The organism is Streptomyces sp. NPDC126499 (assembly GCF_040302485.1).
Lineage (GTDB): Bacteria > Actinomycetota > Actinomycetes > Streptomycetales > Streptomycetaceae > Streptomyces.
Window position 1 is genome coordinate 215,088 of sequence record NZ_JBEOUO010000006.1, and the last position, 16,756, is coordinate 231,843.

A 16,756-nucleotide genomic window follows, 5' to 3' on the forward strand; every position below is an offset into this window, starting at 1 on the left:
CCCGCGCCGAAGCCCTGAACCGTAAAGTCTTGGATCCCTTCCGGCGGCTTCCATGGACAGCTCCGCTCGTCCCCCCGCAGGGTGATCACATGACCCAGAGCCTCGTGGGCGGCTTCCAACCGCCCTACTACACCGCTGTCTTCACGTCGATCCGGCCCGCCGCGCCGGAGGGATATGCCGAGACCGCCGCCAAGCTGGACGAGCTCGTCAAGGACATGCCCGGCTTCCTCGGCCACGAGTCCGCCCGTACGCCCGGTGGCATCGGCATCACCGTCGCCTACTTCCGCGACCTCGACGGACTCACCGCCTGGCAGCACCACCCCGAGCACATGGCCGCCAAGCGACACGGCCGGGAACACTGGTACGAGAGCTACCGCGTGCACATCGGCAAGGTCGAGCGGGCCTACGGCTTCGACCGCGATGACCGCGACGACAGCGACGACAGCGACGACAGCGGTGACCGCGAAGACCGCGATGACCGCGACGGTCATGACAACCGCGATGGTCATGACAACCGCGAAGACCGCGACGGTCGCGACAACCACGACAACCACGACAACCACGAAGACCTCGTCGACCGAGAAGCCCCAGACGCCCGCGAAGACCTCACCGCCCACACCCACCACGCCGAGCGCCACACCCGCCCGGCGCCCCACGACCGGGACGTGGTCCATGACCGCGACTGACGTACGGGCGTGGGCCGACCGCCTCCGGATTCCCGGGCTCGTCGACGTCCACACCCACTTCATGCCCCGCAGCGTCCTCGACAAGGTGTGGGCCTACTTCGACGCCGTCGGGCCCCTCACCGGGATCGAGTGGCCCATCACCTACCGCGAGGAGGAGGACCGCCGGGTCGCGCTGCTCCGGGAGTTCGGGGTGCTCGCCTTCACGTCGATGCTCTACCCGCACAAGCCGGCCATGGCCGCCTGGCTCAACGACTGGGCCGCCGACTTCGCCGGCCGCACCCCCGACTGCCTCCACACCGCCACCCTCTTCCCCGAACCCGGCGCCCCCGGCTACGTCCGGCAGGCCCTGGAGCGCGGCGCCCGTGTCTTCAAGGTGCACCTCCAGGTCGGCGGCTTCGACCCCAACGACCCGCTCCTCGACGAGGTGTGGGGCCTGCTCGCCGAGGCCGCGACCCCGATCGTGATCCACTGCGGCTCCGGCCCCGCCCCCGGCGCGTACACCGGCCCGGGCCCCGTCGGGCGACTGCTCGCCCGGCACCCCCGGCTGCGGCTGATCGTCGCCCACATGGGCATGCCGGAGTACGCCGACTTCCTTGACCTCGCCGAGCGGTACGAGGGCGTCCACCTCGACACCACCATGGCGTTCACCGACTTCAGCGAGCGGCTCGCGCTCTTCCCGCCCGGCGAGCTCAAGCGGCTCCAGGCGCTCGGCGACCGGATCCTGCTCGGGTCCGACTTCCCGAACATCCCCTATCCGTACGTCCATCAGCTCCACGCCCTCGAACGGCTCGGGCTCGGCGACGACTGGCTGCGGGCGGTCTGCCACGACAACGGCGTACGGCTCTTCCGGCTGTCGCACCAGTCCAACCAGTCCCACCAGTCCTACAGGTCCCACCAGTCCTACAGGTCCCACCGGTCCCACCCGTCCCCCTCGTGAACTCCTGAGGCCGAGCCCCGGTTCTCAGGGAATTCACAGGGAAGCGCAAGGCGCGTTTCAGGCGGGCCGAGAACCGTGGCCCCATGACTGCGACCACTCCCTCGCCCCCTCCGCGCTCGCGTACCGATCTGCTCCGGCGTGACGGTTCCGCCGTCCGCGTGCTCGTCGTCGACGACGAGGCCTCGCTCACCGAGCTGCTCTCGACGGCCCTGCGGTACGAGGGCTGGCAGGTGCGCAGCGCGGGCGACGGGGCCGGGGCGCTGCGGACGGCGCGCGCGTTCCGGCCCGATGTCGTCGTGCTCGACATGATGCTGCCCGACATGGACGGGCTCTCCGTCCTGGGGCGGCTGCGGCGCGAGTTGCCCGAGGTGCCGGTGCTGTTCCTGACCGCGAAGGACGCCGTGGAGGACCGGATCGCCGGGCTCACGGCGGGCGGCGACGACCACGTCACCAAACCCTTCAGTGTGGAGGACGTGGTGGCCCGGCTGCGCGGGCTCATCCGGCGTTCGGGGGCCGCGCAGGCGGCGCGCGGCGAGTCGCTGCTCACGGTCGGGGACCTCACCCTGGACGAGGACAGTCACGAGGTGACCCGGGGCGGCGAGTCCATCCACCTCACCGCCACCGAGTTCGAGCTGCTGCGCTACCTCATGCGCAATCCGCGCCGGGTGCTCAGCAAGGCGCAGATCCTGGACCGCGTGTGGTCGTACGACTTCGGCGGACAGGCCAACGTCGTCGAGCTGTACATCTCCTACCTGCGCCGGAAGATCGACGCCGGCCGCAGCCCCATGATCCACACGCGCCGCGGGGCCGGGTACCTCATCAAGCCGGGGGAGTAGCCCCCGCCGTGCCCCCGCGGCCTTGTCCGGGGCCGGATTCCCCGCCTCCCCGCCGCCCCGCCAATCCGCCTACCCCCGACCCGCCGCCCCGCCGACCCACCCACGCGTCCTCCGCGCGCCCCGGCCCACCCGCCCCGCACGCAAGGCGCCGCCAAAAGTCGCTATACGGCGTACAAGAGCTCCTATACGGTGTACGAGTCACAGCCTCGTACACCGTATAGGAGTTGCCCATGACAGCCACCGGCGGTCACCCGCAGCGCTGGCTGATCCTCGGCGTCATCTGCCTCGCCCAGCTCACCGTGCTGCTCGACAACACCGTGCTCAGCGTCGCCATCCCCTCGCTGACCACCGAACTCCACGCGTCCACCAGCGACATCCAGTGGATGATCAACGCCTACTCGCTCGTCCAGTCCGGACTGCTGCTCACCGCGGGCAACGCCGCCGACCGCTACGGCCGCAAGAAGATGCTGGCCATCGGCCTCGCGCTGTTCGGCATCGGCTCGCTCACCGCCGGTCTCGCCGAGTCCAGCGCGCAGCTGATCGCCGCTCGCGCGGGCATGGGCGTCGGCGGCGCGCTGCTCATGACCACGACCCTCGCCGTCGTCATGCAGATCTTCGACGACTCCGAGCGCGTGAAGGCCATCGCGCTCTGGGCCACCGTCGGCTCGCTCGGCTTCGCCGCGGGGCCGCTGATCGGCGGCGCGATCCTCAACCACTTCTGGTGGGGAATGATCTTCCTCATCAACATCCCGGTGGCGCTGATCGGCCTGGTCGCCGTCCTCAAGCTCGTCCCCGAGTCCAAGAACCCGCAGGGCGAGCGCCCCGACCTGCTCGGCGCCCTGCTGTCCACCATCGGCATGACCGCCGCCGTGTACGCGATCATCACCGGTCCCGAGCACGGCTGGACCTCCGCCGAGGTGCTGCTCCCGGCCGCGATCGGCGTCGTCGTCCTGGCCGCCTTCGCCGCCTGGGAGCTGCGCGTCCCGTACCCGATGCTCGACATGCACTTCTTCCGCAACCAGAAGTTCGTCGGCGCCGTCGCCGGCGCGATCCTGGTCATGTTCGGCATGGGCGGCTCGCTCTTCCTGCTCACCCAGCACCTGCAGTTCGTCCTCGGGTACGAGCCGCTGGAGGCGGGTCTGCGGATGGCGCCGCTCGCGCTGACCGTCGTCGCGCTCAACCTCACCGGCGTCGGCCCGCGAATCGTGACGAAGCTCGGCACCCCGCTCACCGTCACCGTCGGCATGACCCTGGTTGCGGCCGGTCTCGGCTCGATCGCCCTGATCGGCGGGGGCACCGAAGGCACCTACTGGGGCATGCTGCTCGGCCTGGTCCTCATGGGCATCGGCCTCGCCGTCTCCAACCCCGCCATGGCCAACGCCATCATGAGCGCGATCCCGCCGGAGAAGGCCGGTGTGGGCGCGGGCGTCAACGGCACCCTCGCCGAGTTCGGCAACGGCCTCGGCGTCGCCGTCCTCGGCGCGGTCCTCAACGCCCGCTTCGCCGCCCTCGTCACCGTCACCGCGACCTCGCTGCCCGCGGCCCTCGCGGCGGCCGGCAGCGAGACCGAACGCGCGGCGATCTCCGACGCCTTCGCCTCCGGCCTCCAGACCAGCCAGCTGGTCGGCGCGATCGCCGTCCTCGCCGGCGGTCTGGTCGCGGCGGCCCTGCTGAAGCGGGCCGAGCGCGCGGAGGCGGCCGGGGCCGCCGGCCCGGCCGAGCAGCCGACCGTGGCTGCCTAGCATGGTCACGGACCACTGACCGACGGAAGGAACGCGATGGTCAAGGCAGCCGATCGGGCCAGGAACCCGGCGCGTTCCAGCGTCTGGCTGGAGAACCGGGACCGCCGGGCCGCCCGCAGCGGGGGCGGCCCGGCCGGGCTCGACCGCGACCGGATCGTCGCCGCGTCGATCCGGATGCTGGACGAGGAGGGCCTGGCCAGGCTTTCCATGCGCAAGCTGGCGACCGAGCTGAACGTCACCGCGATGTCCCTGTACTGGTACGTGGACACCAAGGACGACATCATCGAGTACGCCATCGACACCTGCTACGGGGAGATCGACCTGGCCGAGGTCGACGCCGCCGGCGACTGGCGCGACCGGATCAAGGTGCTCGCCCTGGCCTATCGCCGGATGCTGGTGCGCCACCCGTGGATGTCGCCGTGCGCCGGGCAGTACCTCAACATCGGCCCGCACGCGATCGCCGTCGGCTCCAAGATCCAGGAGGCGATCCGGGACACCGGACTGCCGCTCGAACGCCAGCCGAGCGCGATGTCGGCCGTCTTCCAGTTCGTGTACGGGTACGGGACGATCCAGTCCCAGTTCGAGCGCCGGGCGGCCGAGGCCGGGATGTCTCAGGACGACTTCTACGGGGAGTCGGTCAAGGCGTTCCGCGACGACCCGCAGTTCGTGGAGGCGCTGGAACCGATGGCCGAGATCCTCGACGAACGCGCCTCGCACGGCAGCGTCACGGCGATCTGGAACCGCGACTTCGACTACGCCCTCGAGATCCTGATCGCGGGCATCGAGGTCATGGTGGAGCGCAGCCGTACGGTTCGCCCGGGTGAATGACGGTCGCAGCGGTACGGAGCCCCGGTGAATGACGGACGCAGCGGTACGGAGCCCCGGGGGAATGACGGAGCGGCGGCCGTCCCCTGCCGCCGCTCCGTACCCGACCCGGCCGCGCCTCCGCTCGGAGCGCGGCCGGGAGTCTCCTACCTGGCGTCCTGCTCGCTCTTCTCGGCCGGCGCCGTGCTGTTGCTCTTCAGCGCGACCTCCTTGATGAACAGCGTCACCACGAAGGCGAGCAGCGCGAACGGTGCCGAGTAGAGGAAGACGTCGCCGACGCCGTGCCCGTACGCGCTTTCCATGACCGTACGGATCGGGGCGGGCAGCTTGTCCATGTCGGGGATGCCGCCGCCGCCCTGGCCCATGGCCCCCGCGGCCTTCGGGCCGAGCTCGGCCAGGCCCTCCTTGACGTAGTCGGTGACCCGGTGGGCCATGACGGCGCCGAGCGCCGAGACACCGATCGCACCGCCCAGGGAACGGAAGAAGGTGACGACGGAGGAGGCGGCGCCGAGGTCGGAGGGGGCGACCTGGTTCTGGGTGCAGAGGACCAGGTTCTGCATCATCATGCCGAGGCCGAGGCCGAGCACCGCCATGAAGACGGCGATGTGCCAGTACTCCGTGTCGTAACGGATGGTGCCCAGCAGGCCCAGACCGCCGGTGGCGAGGGCGCCGCCGCTGATCAGCCAGGCCTTCCAGCGGCCGGTCTTGGTGATGATCATGCCGGAGGCGGTCGAGGAGACGAACAGGCCGCCGATCATCGGGATGGTGAGGACGCCGGACATCGTCGGCGACTCGTCGCGGGCCAGCTGGAAGTACTGGCTGAAGAAGACCGTGCCGGCGAACATCGCCACGCCCACGAAGAGCGAGGCCAGCGAGGCCAGTGTGATGGTGCGGTTGCGGAAGAGCCGGAGCGGGATGATCGGCTCGGCGGCCCTGGACTCGACGAGCAGGAAGACCGCGCCGAGGACGAGGGAGCCGCCCACCATGACGGCGGTCTGCCAGGACATCCAGTCGTACTTGTCCCCCGCGAAGGTGACCCAGATGAGGAGCAGGGAGACGGCGGCGCTGATGAAGAAGGCGCCGGCCCAGTCGACCTTGACCTGACGCTTCACGACCGGGAGCTTCAGGGTCTTCTGCAGCACCAGGAGCGCGATGATCGCGAAGGGCACGCCGACGTAGAAGCACCAGCGCCAGCCGAGCCAGTCGGTGTCGGTGATGACGCCGCCGAGCAGCGGGCCGCCGACGGTGGCGACGGCGAAGACCGCGCCGAGGTAGCCGCTGTACCGACCGCGCTCACGCGGGGCGATCATGGCGGCCAGGATGATCTGGGAGAGGGCGGTCAGACCGCCGACGCCGATGCCCTGGACGACGCGGCAGGCGATGAGCATGCCGGTGTCCTGGGAGAGGCCGGCGACGACCGAGCCGGCGACGTAGATCACCAGGGCTATCTGGACGAGCAGCTTCTTGGAGAAGAGGTCGGCCAGCTTGCCCCAGAGCGGGGTGGTCGCCGTCATCGACAGCAGGGCGGCGGTGACGACCCAGGTGTAGGCGGACTGACCACCGCCGAGGTCGGTGATGATCTGGGGGAGGGCGTTCGAGACGATCGTCGAGGACAGGATGGCGACGAACATGCCGAGCAGGAGCCCGGACAGCGCCTCCATGATCTGACGGTGCGTCATCGGCGGGGTGGCGCCGGGACCGGCGCTCCCCTGAGGGGTGAGGCCGTCCCGCACACCGGCGTCGGGCGAGGTCGTAGCCATGAACTTCCTTCGTTGTCAGCTTCGTTGTGCGCTTCGTCGGGCGCTTCTTCGTCGCGCGCTTCTCGGTCGTGCGCTTCTTCGGCGGGCGCTTCTTGGTCGTGCGCTTCGTGATCAGGCGTGGTGGGCCCGGCAGTCTCCGAAGGAATCCCGGAGACGGGCGAGCAGGGCGGTGAGCAGGGCGACGTCGTCGTCGGACCACTCCGTGAGGTGGCGGGAGAAGGCGTCGGTGACCCGGCGGTCGAGTTCGCCGAGCATCGCGTAGCCCTCGGGGGTGAGCCGCAGGATGCGGGAGCGTTTGTCGTCCGGGTCGGGCAGTCGCTCGATCCAGCCGTGCTCCACGGTGTGCGCCACATGGCGGCTGCACACCGACATGTCGACGGCCATCAGCTCCGCGAGCCGGCTCGTCCGCATGTCGCCGTGGTGCTTGACCAGGGCGAGCACGGCCGCCGCGCCGCCCTGGCAGTGGGCGGGCAGGGCCCGGGAGAGCCCGCGCTTCACGGCGCCGATGGCGCTCACCGCGCGGGCGAGTTCCTCGTACCGGTTCCGGTTGACCGTCTCCATCGCACACTCCGGCATCTTGTTGCTTAGGGCAACGATAGAGATGGATGGTTGCTCCAGGCAAACTAAATCGGTCAAAGCGTGCTAAAGAATCGGCAAAGCGGGTCGGAAAGGGGGTGGAGGGGGAGGGCAGGTGCAGGTCCGGGGCAGGGCCGGAGGGCGGGGCTTGGGGCCGCCACCCCTCCTTCGCTAGGGTCCGGCCCATGGCACACAACCCCCAAGCACCGTACGGCCAGGGCGGCGGTCAGGCCCCCGAGGGCTCCTACGACCCCGCAGGCAGCACCCAGATGTTCCGCGCCTTCGTCGACGAGGGCACCCCGCAGCGGCAGCAGCAGACCGCTGCCGTCACCTCTTCCGGCCCCCGTGTGGGTCTGATCGTCGGCATCGTCCTCGCGGTCGCCGTCCTCGCGGGCGTGGCCTGGCTCGCGCTGGGCTGACCCGTATCGACCGACCGGCCTTCAGGAGGGCGGCCGGGCCGGAGGCTCCGCGGGGCTTCGGGCCCGACCGCCCTCTCCGCGTCGAGAGCCGCGTCGAAGGCTGTGTCGAGGACCGCGTCGAGGGCCGCGTCAGGGGCCGCCCTCTCGGCGTCGAGGCAGGGGCTGGAGCGGGCAAAAGAAAAGGCCGGGAGCCGTATGCGCTCCCCGCCATGCTCAACATATAGCGCACGGGGGGCCTTGCGGCAAGGCCCCGTTCGTGGCGCAGAATCGGCGTCCTTCGCCCGAATCGGGCGGGGAATCCAGCCGAAGGGGAGCCACCGCATGCGCGTGGTGTTGTCGTCGTACGGGTCCCGTGGGGACGTCGAGCCGCTGGCCGCTCTGGCGGTCGTCCTGCGGCAGATGGGCGCCGAGGTGCGCCTGGTGGCGCCCGAGGACCGGGAGTTCGCCGATCGCCTTGCCGGTATCGGGGTCGAGATGGTGCCGGTGCGCTATTCGATCCGCGCGCTGGCGGCCGGGCCGAAGCCGAACTCCGCGGAGGACATGGCCGATCGGGTGGCCGAGCTGGCCGAGGCGCAGTACGCGGCGGTGGCCGAGGCAGCCGAGGGCGCGGACACGCTCCTGGCGACCGGTCTGTTCCCGGCCGTGACCGGGGCCAGGACGGCGGCCGAGCAGCGGGGCCTGCGCTATGCGTACGTGACCTTCTTCCCCGGGATGCTGCCCTCGCCGCACCACCCGCCGTACCCGCTGCCGGGCCACCCCCTGCCCGAGGACGTCACCGACAACCGGGTGCTGTGGGACCGGGACGTCGACAGCGCGAACGCGGTCTTCGGTGCGGGGCTCACCGCGCTGCGGGCCAAGGTCGGGCTGCCGCCCGTGCGGAGCGTGCGCCATTACGCGATGGGCGAGCGGCCCCTGCTGGCGGCGGACCCGTTCCTGGGCCCGTGGCAGGAGCCGGCGGATCTCGCCGTGGTGCAGACCGGGGCGTGGTCGGTCCCGGACGAGCGGCCGTTGCCGGCCGAGGTGGAAGCGTTCCTGGAGGCGGGGGAGCCGCCGGTGTACGTGGGGTTCGGCAGCATGGGGATGCAGGGTGCGACCGAACCGGCCCGGGCGGCGATCGAGGCGGTACGGGCCCACGGCCGGCGGGTGCTCGTCTCGCGGGGCTGGGCGGAGCTGGGCCTGATCGACGACCAGGACGACTGTCTGGCGGTCGGCGAGGCGAACCACCAGCGGCTCTTCCCGAGGGTGGCGGCCGTCGTCCACCACGGCGGCGCGGGGACGACCACGACGGCGGCGCGGGCGGGAGTGCCCCAGGTCCTGGTCCCGCAGATCGTGGACCAGCCGTACTGGGCGGCCCGGGTGGCCGAACTCGGCATCGGCGCGGCACACGACGGCCCGGTGCCGACCTCCGCGTCGCTGACCGCCGCTCTGTCGACGGCGCTGGCCCCGGAGACCTGCGAGGCGGCGAGGGCGGCGGCGGGCAGGGTGCGCACGGACGGGGCGGAACGGGCGGCGAGGCTGCTGGTGGAGGGGTTCGGGGAGCGGGGCGGTCAGGAGTAGGTGGGGGTGGTGGGGTGCGGGTCTGGCCTTGTCGGGGTGGCCGTTTCTGGTGGGTGTGGGGTTCGGCCGCCCTCTCTCCGAGTGTGGCCCCCTTCGCCACCGCGTCAAGGGCGCTCCTTCGTCGCGTCGCTGCGCGATGGCCTTCGGCCACCCTTGACCCGGTGGCTGCGGGGGCCTTTTCACACTCGGAGGGCGGCCGGGGGGCGTGGCCACGCGGGGACGCCGGGGGCCGCTGGGCGCCGTGGGCGCCTGCGGGTTGGTGGGTGAGGTGCGCGGGCGTTGCATGGGGTGCCCAATCCCGGCTCAGCGGCTGGCGGCCGTCGTCTGGTCGGGATTCAGGCCCCGCTGGTCACTCCCGGTGGGTGGAAGGGGCTCAGCGGTGTGGCCCGGTGGGTCAAAGTGGTCCCTCGCGGGCTGCCGTGTGACGGCAGTGAACTCCTGTGACAGCGGAGGCACTTCGACTGTCTCGGCAGCGGGGTTTGCACCGCCCGGCGGGGCGGAGTCGCCGATGTCCGTTGCCCGTGTGACGTGTGTGGTCTGCTGGGGTGTGGGAGGCGCGCCGACCGCCCGCTCGGGTGGAGTTGTGTCGTCCCGGTGGTGCTAAGTCCGTTCTCGCGGGCCGATCTGTGTCTGGTGTGTCGGGTGTGACTTGAGAGGCGGACTCCGGCCCGCGAGGACGCAGTTTGCACCGCGACCGGCCCGTCCCACCCCCTCACAGTGACCAGCGGGGCTTGAATCGCGGCCCAACGGCGGCGGCCGGCCGCTGAGCCTGGATTGGGCACCCCATTCAACGACCGCGCACCCCCCACAGCCGGAAACTGAATCCCCCGCCCCGGCCATGAACCAAGCCCCCCACCCACCCAGCCGCAGGCGCCTACGGCGCCCAGCGGATATCCCGCCTGCCCGCGTGGCCACGCCCCCCGGCCGCCCTCCGAGTGTGTAAAGGACCCCGGAACCGGCCGGTCAAGGGTGGCCGAAGGCCATCGCGCAGCGACGCGACGACGGAGCGCCCTTGAGGGGCCGGTGGAGGGGGCCACACTCGGAGAGAGGGCGGCCGAACCAGCAGCACACCCGACACGGTCGCCCCGAGAACCCAAGACCCGCACCACGACCACGCCCGCGAAAGCAGTCCCCGTGCGCGGACACCCGTACCTGCGGACTGTTCACAGGCTGTGGACGAACGTCTCCCAAGCCGAACGCTCGAAAACGACGGCAGGCCCCTCCGGGGCCTTGCTGTCACGTACGGGGACGAGGCCGTGGAATCCGGGGGCGACTTCGAGGCAGTTTCCGCCGTCGCTGTCGCTGTAGCTGCTCTTGATCCAGGTCGTCGCGCTGAGCTGGTGCCTCTGCATACTGCTCGAACCCCTTCATCGCCTCGCTGATCAGGGCAGCTGACGCCTGGGCTGACAGAGCGTCCGCCCTGAGCACATCATAGGTCTGGCCGTACCTGGCGAGGACGGCTGGATCATCGTAGAAGTGGCCGCTGTTCAGCGATTCCGCGTAGAGCCAATCCGCCCCCTCGGGCAGAGTGATCAGCGACAATGACGTCTTGGGCCGGATGAGTTCGGTGGGACCGGCCGGCGCCACCTGGATGCGGATGTTGCGGTATCGACCCACTTCCAGCAGATGGGCGCACTGGCCGCGCATGACCTCCGCACTACCCACCACATTCCGCAGACAGCTCTCGTCGAGCACGACGACGTACAGCGGACCGCCCTTCGCCAGAAACCGTTGCTGGCGGCTCAGTCGGGCCTTGACGCGCTCCTCCAGCTCGTCGCCTTCGGCGACTCTGGAGAAGATCGCTCGCGCGTACTCCGGCGTCTGCAACAGCCCCGGCATCACCTGCGTCTGGTACTCCCGTAAGGACACCGCCTCCGCGTCCATCGCCGCCCGCCGTTCGAACCAGTCCGGATGCTGCACCTCCGGGTACCAGTCGATCCGCCGCCACAGCCGCAGCAGCACCCCGCCCGTCCCCAGCGCCTCGTCGCACGCCCTCGCGAACGGCTCCGTCGGCACCCGCTTCGCCGCCTCCACCCGGGCCACCTGGGAGCGGTCGCAGGGGATCAGGCGGGCCAGGGCCTCCTGGGTCAGGCCCGCTGACTCGCGGTAGTGGCGGAGGAGTTCGCCGAAGACCTCCGCCGTCGTCGCGGCGGTCTCGCTCGCCGTCGCACTCCTCCTCGTCACTCCGAATCCCCTTGTGACAGCAGCCCTTGGCACGTCGTGGGCGTTGTGGTCGCCCCTCCCATTGAGCAACGCTGGGAGCACAGAGAGTAATCGCCCGATCGGGTGAGCGTGGGAGGAATCGACGAATGGCACGGCACACCGAGCGCGGGGCGCGGCCCGGCGCGTATCTCTACGACCTGGTGGCCGGGAAGGTCGGCGAGTACCGGGGGCAGGCCGGGCCGTACGTGATGCTGCGGCCGCTCGGCGGGGGGCGGGAGTGGCAGGCGGATCCGGAGAAGGTGCGGCCCGCGACGGCGGCCGAGCGGTTGAGCGCCGGGGTGCGGGCGGCGAACGAGCGGACCGAGGTCGCGTACGACCTGAGCCGGCCGCCCGTGCCCGTGCCGCACTGTGTCGAGTGCGCCGAGCTCGCCGACTCCCGGGCCGCTGCCCGCGCCCGTTTCGACTGGAGCGCGGAGACGGACGCGAACGTCCTGCTGCGTCGCCATCAGGCCGACGTTCACCAGGATCAGCGGCAGCGCCTGACCGATCCCTAGGGGTGCTAGGTTTATGCCTAGAGCCTCTAGGAAGGAGTCCCGCGCATGGTGCGTGCCGGTCTCACCCCCGATGTCCTCGTCCGCGCCGCCGCCGAGCTGGCCGACGAGGCCGGGTTCGAGAAGGTCACCGTCTCGGCGCTCGCCCGCCGCTTCGGGGTGAAGGACGCGAGTCTCTACTCGCACCTCAGGAACCTGCGTGACCTGCGGGTGCGGCTCGCCCTCCTCGCCTCCGGCGAGATGAACGAGGCCATCGGGGCCGCCGTGGCGGGCCGGTCCGGCAAGGACGCGCTCGTCGCCTTCGCCGACGCCTACCGGGACTACGCGCTCGCCCACCCCGGCCGCTACGCGGCCACCCAGCAGCGGATCGAGCTCGACGAGGTCGCCGACACCGCCGTGTTCCAGCGTGCCGTCGAGCTCACGTACGGGATGCTTCGCGGCTACAGGCTCGCCGAGCCCGATCTCGCCGACGCGGGGCGGCTGCTCCGCGCGACCTTCCACGGCTTCATCCACCTCGAACTGAGCGGCGGCTTCGCGCACTCCCGGCCCGTCGCCGAGTCCTGGGCGCGTGCACTCGACGCCCTCCACACCACCCTGGAGAACTGGTCATGACCGTCGTGAACGTCGGTAAGGTCCGCGTCCCCGGCGCCACCCTCCACTACGAGACGCGCGGCAGCGGCCCCCTCCTCCTGCTCATACCCGGGGGCGCCGGCGATGCCGGGCTGTTCGAGGGCATGGCGGACCGGCTCGCCGCAGCCGGGTACACCGTGGTCTCGTACGATCAGCGCGGCCTGTCCCGCAGCCCACTCGACGGGCCGCTAGCCGACCAGCGGGTCGGCGAGCGGAGTGCCGACGCGGCCCGGCTGCTGGACCTGCTCTCGCCGGACGCGCCGGCGTACGTCTTCGGCAGCAGCTCCGGCGGCATCGTCGCCCTCGACCTGCTCGCCCGGCACCCCGGCCGGGTGCGGCGGGTCGTCGCCCACGAGCCGCCGCTGGTCGAGCTGCTGCCTGACCCGGCCCCGTACCGGGAGCACTTCGCCGAGGTGCGCCGGCTCCTCCGTACGAAGGGGATCGGCGCCGCCATGACCCGGTTCGCCCAGGCTCCGGGCCAGGCACCCGACGGGCCGGACCGGGAGCAGCCCCGGAGCCGTGAACTCCCGCCTTCCGTCCGGCCGATGGCCTCCCGCATGGCAACCAACATGCCGGTCTTCCTGGAGCACGTGCTGTGCCCCTTCTCCTCCTCCGCGCCCGACCTCGACGGGCTGCGGGCCGCCGCCGGGAAGCTGGTCCTCGGGGTCGGCCGGGAGTCGGGCGGTCAGGAGGCGCTGGTCGGACCGGCCCGGCGGCTCGCGGAGCTGACGGGGGCCGTCACCGTCGAGTTCCCCGGCGGGCACGTGGGCTGTGTCGAGCATCCGGAGGAGTTCGCCGAGCTGCTGATCCGCACCCTCGCCGCCGAGGAGGTCACCGCCACTCGGCCGTGACCTCGCGGGTGTCGACGCGCATGCCGAGCGGCACCCGCCAGGAGTCCACGCAGACCCGGTACGTGTGCGTCCGCGTCGTCCCGGCGGCGAGCGGGGCGGGCAGGGGCTGGCTGGAGTGGATGGTGGCCCAGTGGACGCCGAGGGCGCCGATGACGTGGGTGGCGAAGGAGACCGTGCCCGAACGAACCGCTGTACCCCCGGTGTTGCGGAAGGTCACGGTGACGTTCTCGCACCAGCGCCGGTCGGTGTCCGTGAGGACGGGTGCGGAGAGCGTGAGCGTGGCGGGTGCCGGTGGGCCCGGGGTGGTCGGTGGCGGTGTCGTCGCCGAGGGGCCGGGGGCCGGCGCGGTCGTGCCCGGGCGCGTCGGGCTTCCCGGGCCGGTCGGGCTGCCGGGCGTTCCCGGGGTACGGGGCGGGGCCGTGCCGCCGGTCACGGGAGGCGGAGCCGTGGCCGTACCGCCGCCAGGACCGCCGGCAGAGCCATGGCCGGAGCCATCGCGAGTGCCATCGCCGTGGCCGCCCCCGGGGCGCCCGGCATCCGTCGCCGGTCCCGGAGCCGTACCGCTCGCGCTCGGCCGTGGCGAGGGGCGTGAGGTGCTGGAGGTCAGACCGGGGCCCGCCGGGTCCAGGGGGACCAGGGTGACCGATCCGGAGGGCGGCACCGCGCCCTTCTGCCCGACGCCGGTGCCGACCGCCGCGTATCCGTCGCCGTCGTCACCGGCTCCGCACGCGGTCAGCGCCCCGCCGAGGCAGAGCGCGACCACCACGAGTCCGGGTCGCTTCCTTCGCCGCATGGACATGGCCGTCAGTGTGGGTGACGAGGCGTCAGTAAAGGAAGCGGTACGGAGGAATTCGGGCGCGGCAGGCTCGCGACCGGTACGATGCCGGCTTGCTTCCGGCTCGCTGCCGACTCGCTTGCGGCCCGCCGCCCGTCCCGTTCAGTCCGCGATCAGGCCCTCGCGGAGCTGCGCCAGGGTCCGGGTGAGCAGCCGGGAGACGTGCATCTGGGAGATGCCGACCTCCTCGCCGATCTGCGACTGGGTCATGTTCGCGAAGAAGCGGAGCATGATGATCTGCCGCTCACGGGGCGGAAGTTTGGCGAGCAGCGGCTTGAGCGACTCGCGGTACTCGACTCCTTCCAGGGCCGCGTCCTCGTAGCCCAGGCGGTCGGCCAGGGAGCCCTCGCCGCCGTCGTCCTCGGGGGAGGGGGAGTCGAGGGAGGAGGCGGTGTACGCGTTGCCGACGGCGAGGCCGTCGACCACGTCCTCCTCCGACACCCCGAGCACGGCGGCGAGTTCGGGAACGGTGGGGGAGCGGTCGAGCTTCTGGGCGAGCTCGTCGCTGGCCTTGGTGAGGGCGAGGCGCAGCTCCTGGAGGCGGCGCGGCACGCGCACCGACCACGAGGTGTCGCGGAAGAAGCGTTTGATCTCGCCGACGACGGTCGGCATGGCGAAGGTCGGGAACTCGACGCCCCGTTCGCAGTCGAAGCGGTCGATCGCCTTGATCAGGCCGATCGTGCCGACCTGGACGATGTCCTCCATCGGCTCGTTGCGGGAGCGGAAGCGGGCCGCCGCGTACCGGACGAGGGGGAGGTTGAGCTCGATGAGGGTGTCGCGGACGTAGGTCCGCTCCGGGCTGTCGGCGGCGGCGCCCTCGTCGTCCAGGGCGCGCAGGCGCAGGAACAGGGAGCGGGAGAGGGTGCGGGTGTCGAGGGCCTCGGGGGCGACGGTCGGCGGGACGGCGAGCGTCTCGTCGTGTCCGGCGTCCGGCGCGGCGGTGTCGGCCGTCAAAGCCGCGGACGGGGACGGATCCGTGGTGGTCGCCGTCGCCGTGCCGTGCGGGCCGTCGACGGTCTCCGCGGCGGTCGGCGCCGTCGTCTGCGTGGGCATGGGCGTGAGCGTGAGCACCTTCGAGCTGCCCTGATCTGCGGACATGCCACCCCCTTGAGGTCGCGGACGGTCGTGGCGGCCACGACCATCTGAGGAACGCAGCCTCCACCTGAATACCGGCAGCGGGGCTGCGGCAAACGCGCTCTCAGCAGAATGTCACATGTCGGCAACACGCTGTAGTGACTTGTCGACACAGTGGAGGTGAATATCCGCAGGAAACAAGGGGTGTAGGGCATTTGCGACGGCCGAAAACTGCTCCGAACCGGTCTACCCGTTCTGCTTACGCCTCGATCTTGTTTGCGGATCTCAAGCGGGCGAAGCTGCGGGCGAGGAGCCTTGACACGTGCATCTGGGAGACCCCGAGCTCCTGGCTGATCTGAGACTGGGTCAGGTTGCTGTAGTAGCGCAGCATCAGGATCCGCTGCTCGCGCTCGGGGAGCTGGACGAGCAGATGGCGTACGAGATCGCGGTGCTCGACCCCGGCGAGCGCGGGGTCCTCGTAGCCGAGCCGGTCGAGCAGGCCGGGCAGTCCGTCGCCCTCCTGGGCCGCCTCCAGGGAGGTGGCGTGGTAGGAGCGGCCGGCCTCGATGCAGGCGAGCACCTCGTCCTCGCCGATCTTGAGGCGTTCGGCGATCTCGGCGGTGGTCGGGGAGCGGCCGTGGGCGGTGGTCAGGTCCTCGGTGGCGCCGTTGACCTGCACCCACAGCTCGTGGAGACGGCGGGGGACGTGCACGGTGCGGACGTTGTCGCGGAAGTAGCGCTTGATCTCGCCGACGACGGTGGGCATGGCGAAGGTCGGGAACTGCACGCCCCGGTCGGGGTCGAAGCGGTCGATGGCGTTGATCAGGCCGATGGTGCCGACCTGGACCACGTCCTCCATCGGCTCGTTGCGGGAGCGGAAGCGGGCGGCGGCGTAGCGGACGAGGGGCAGGTTGGCCTCGATCAGGGCGCCGCGGACGCGGTGGTGTTCGGGGGTGCCCGGTTCCAGGTTCTTGAGCTGCCCGAAGAGCACCTGGGTGAGGGCCCGGGTGTCGGCGCCGCGGGTGCTCTGGGGGCGGGTGCGGGGGGTGTCCGGGGTGGTCCCGGACTCGTTCTGGGGCGGGACCTGAGGCGCTGTACTGGCCGGCACGTTCACGCCACCCCTTCACGTCAACTTCGGTCGACACATCCGTCAAAAGCGGTCATAGCATCACAAGACATGTCCACTGTGTGCAAGCACCGCATAACTACGTGTTGAGGGGGGAAGTTGGGTACCGGAGCTCTGCAACAAAAACCCCGGGGCCTGCGCTTTCACGGCGCGGGCCCCGGGGGAGGCGGGAGGGAGCCGGGGGAGGC

The 16,756-nt window shown here is 71.3% G+C and carries 16 protein-coding genes and 1 pseudogene; 10 read left to right on the forward strand and 7 right to left on the reverse strand.

What is annotated here, in order from left to right:
• Positions 1 to 89 precede the first annotated feature (89 nt).
• From ABTZ91_RS11260 to ABTZ91_RS11280, 5 genes are all read left to right on the forward strand, one after another.
• Positions 90 to 686, forward strand: a complete 597-nt coding sequence (locus tag ABTZ91_RS11260; RefSeq protein WP_352076885.1) for an antibiotic biosynthesis monooxygenase — start codon at positions 90 to 92, stop codon at positions 684 to 686.
• Entirely contained in the window at positions 673 to 1,623 is a 951-nt protein-coding gene (locus ABTZ91_RS11265) for an amidohydrolase family protein (protein WP_352076886.1), read from the forward strand. The genes ABTZ91_RS11260 and ABTZ91_RS11265 overlap by 14 nt, the downstream gene beginning before the upstream one ends.
• A gap of 83 nt (positions 1,624 to 1,706) precedes the next feature.
• A complete protein-coding gene (locus tag ABTZ91_RS11270; RefSeq protein ID WP_352076887.1) occupies positions 1,707 to 2,459 on the forward strand; it encodes a response regulator transcription factor in 753 nt (250 codons plus the stop codon).
• 230 nt (positions 2,460 to 2,689) lie between these two features.
• Entirely contained in the window at positions 2,690 to 4,201 is a 1,512-nt protein-coding gene (locus tag ABTZ91_RS11275; RefSeq protein ID WP_352076888.1) for a DHA2 family efflux MFS transporter permease subunit, read from the forward strand.
• 36 nt (positions 4,202 to 4,237) lie between these two features.
• Positions 4,238 to 5,029: a TetR/AcrR family transcriptional regulator gene (locus ABTZ91_RS11280; RefSeq protein ID WP_352076889.1), complete on the forward strand. Its 792-nt coding sequence runs from the start codon at positions 4,238 to 4,240 to the stop codon at positions 5,027 to 5,029.
• 143 nt (positions 5,030 to 5,172) lie between these two features.
• Here ABTZ91_RS11280 and ABTZ91_RS11285 read toward each other — a convergent pair whose 3' ends face one another.
• Together ABTZ91_RS11285 and ABTZ91_RS11290 are read right to left on the reverse strand one after the other, a co-directional pair.
• Positions 5,173 to 6,786, reverse strand: coding sequence for an MDR family MFS transporter (locus ABTZ91_RS11285; protein WP_352076890.1), 1,614 nt, complete (start codon positions 6,784 to 6,786; stop codon positions 5,173 to 5,175).
• A gap of 111 nt (positions 6,787 to 6,897) precedes the next feature.
• Positions 6,898 to 7,347: a MarR family transcriptional regulator gene (locus tag ABTZ91_RS11290; protein WP_352076891.1), complete on the reverse strand. Its 450-nt coding sequence runs from the start codon at positions 7,345 to 7,347 to the stop codon at positions 6,898 to 6,900.
• Between the two features lie 200 nt (positions 7,348 to 7,547).
• Here ABTZ91_RS11290 and ABTZ91_RS11295 point away from each other — a divergent pair, with 200 nt between their 5' ends.
• Positions 7,548 to 7,781, forward strand: coding sequence for a hypothetical protein (locus ABTZ91_RS11295; protein ID WP_352076892.1), 234 nt, complete (start codon positions 7,548 to 7,550; stop codon positions 7,779 to 7,781).
• A gap of 321 nt (positions 7,782 to 8,102) precedes the next feature.
• Entirely contained in the window at positions 8,103 to 9,338 is a 1,236-nt protein-coding gene (locus ABTZ91_RS11300) for a glycosyltransferase (protein WP_352076893.1), read from the forward strand.
• Between the two features lie 1,163 nt (positions 9,339 to 10,501).
• Here ABTZ91_RS11300 and ABTZ91_RS11305 read toward each other — a convergent pair.
• A pseudogene (locus ABTZ91_RS11305) lies at positions 10,502 to 10,603 on the reverse strand (DUF397 domain-containing protein); the annotation flags it as partial.
• Positions 10,575 to 11,522, reverse strand: coding sequence for a helix-turn-helix transcriptional regulator (locus ABTZ91_RS11310; protein WP_352076894.1), 948 nt, complete (start codon positions 11,520 to 11,522; stop codon positions 10,575 to 10,577). The gene ABTZ91_RS11310 and the pseudogene ABTZ91_RS11305, both read right to left, overlap by 29 nt.
• Positions 11,523 to 11,647: 125 nt before the next feature.
• Here ABTZ91_RS11310 and ABTZ91_RS11315 point away from each other — a divergent pair, with 125 nt between their 5' ends.
• From ABTZ91_RS11315 to ABTZ91_RS11325, 3 genes are read left to right on the forward strand one after another with little or no spacing between them, the layout of a single operon-like run.
• Entirely contained in the window at positions 11,648 to 12,055 is a 408-nt protein-coding gene (locus ABTZ91_RS11315) for a hypothetical protein (protein WP_352076895.1), read from the forward strand.
• A gap of 45 nt (positions 12,056 to 12,100) precedes the next feature.
• Positions 12,101 to 12,664 (forward strand): TetR/AcrR family transcriptional regulator, encoded by a 564-nt coding sequence (locus ABTZ91_RS11320; protein WP_352076896.1) that lies wholly within the window; start codon positions 12,101 to 12,103, stop codon positions 12,662 to 12,664.
• Positions 12,661 to 13,533 carry an alpha/beta hydrolase gene (locus ABTZ91_RS11325; RefSeq protein WP_352076897.1) on the forward strand — a complete coding sequence of 291 codons (873 nt, stop codon included), beginning with the start codon at positions 12,661 to 12,663 and terminating at the stop codon, positions 13,531 to 13,533. Before ABTZ91_RS11320 ends, ABTZ91_RS11325 begins: the two co-directional genes overlap by 4 nt.
• Here ABTZ91_RS11325 and ABTZ91_RS11330 read toward each other — a convergent pair.
• From ABTZ91_RS11330 to ABTZ91_RS11340, 3 genes are all read right to left on the reverse strand, one after another.
• Positions 13,514 to 13,750: a hypothetical protein gene (locus ABTZ91_RS11330; protein ID WP_352076898.1), complete on the reverse strand. Its 237-nt coding sequence runs from the start codon at positions 13,748 to 13,750 to the stop codon at positions 13,514 to 13,516. The genes ABTZ91_RS11325 and ABTZ91_RS11330 overlap by 20 nt on opposite strands.
• Before the next feature lie 720 nt (positions 13,751 to 14,470).
• Complete coding sequence (locus tag ABTZ91_RS11335) at positions 14,471 to 15,466, reverse strand: RNA polymerase sigma factor SigF (protein WP_352076899.1); 996 nt, start codon at positions 15,464 to 15,466, stop codon at positions 14,471 to 14,473.
• 235 nt (positions 15,467 to 15,701) lie between these two features.
• Entirely contained in the window at positions 15,702 to 16,550 is an 849-nt protein-coding gene (locus tag ABTZ91_RS11340; RefSeq protein ID WP_352076900.1) for an RNA polymerase sigma factor SigF, read from the reverse strand.
• Positions 16,551 to 16,756: the final 206 nt, after the last annotated feature.

Excerpts from the sequence above, each read along its gene's own strand:
- ABTZ91_RS11260 (WP_352076885.1), top strand. The coding sequence starts at position 90 with ATGACCCAGAGCCTCGTGGGCGGCTTCCAACCGCCCTACTACACCGCT.
- ABTZ91_RS11265 (WP_352076886.1), top strand. The coding sequence starts at position 673 with ATGACCGCGACTGACGTACGGGCGTGGGCCGACCGCCTCCGGATTCCC.
- ABTZ91_RS11270 (WP_352076887.1), top strand. The coding sequence starts at position 1,707 with ATGACTGCGACCACTCCCTCGCCCCCTCCGCGCTCGCGTACCGATCTG.
- ABTZ91_RS11275 (WP_352076888.1), top strand. The coding sequence starts at position 2,690 with ATGACAGCCACCGGCGGTCACCCGCAGCGCTGGCTGATCCTCGGCGTC.
- ABTZ91_RS11280 (WP_352076889.1), top strand. The coding sequence starts at position 4,238 with ATGGTCAAGGCAGCCGATCGGGCCAGGAACCCGGCGCGTTCCAGCGTC.
- ABTZ91_RS11285 (WP_352076890.1), bottom strand. The coding sequence starts at position 6,786 with ATGGCTACGACCTCGCCCGACGCCGGTGTGCGGGACGGCCTCACCCCT.
- ABTZ91_RS11290 (WP_352076891.1), bottom strand. The coding sequence starts at position 7,347 with ATGGAGACGGTCAACCGGAACCGGTACGAGGAACTCGCCCGCGCGGTG.
- ABTZ91_RS11295 (WP_352076892.1), top strand. The coding sequence starts at position 7,548 with ATGGCACACAACCCCCAAGCACCGTACGGCCAGGGCGGCGGTCAGGCC.
- ABTZ91_RS11300 (WP_352076893.1), top strand. The coding sequence starts at position 8,103 with ATGCGCGTGGTGTTGTCGTCGTACGGGTCCCGTGGGGACGTCGAGCCG.
- ABTZ91_RS11315 (WP_352076895.1), top strand. The coding sequence starts at position 11,648 with ATGGCACGGCACACCGAGCGCGGGGCGCGGCCCGGCGCGTATCTCTAC.
- ABTZ91_RS11320 (WP_352076896.1), top strand. The coding sequence starts at position 12,101 with ATGGTGCGTGCCGGTCTCACCCCCGATGTCCTCGTCCGCGCCGCCGCC.
- ABTZ91_RS11325 (WP_352076897.1), top strand. The coding sequence starts at position 12,661 with ATGACCGTCGTGAACGTCGGTAAGGTCCGCGTCCCCGGCGCCACCCTC.
- ABTZ91_RS11335 (WP_352076899.1), bottom strand. The coding sequence starts at position 15,466 with ATGTCCGCAGATCAGGGCAGCTCGAAGGTGCTCACGCTCACGCCCATG.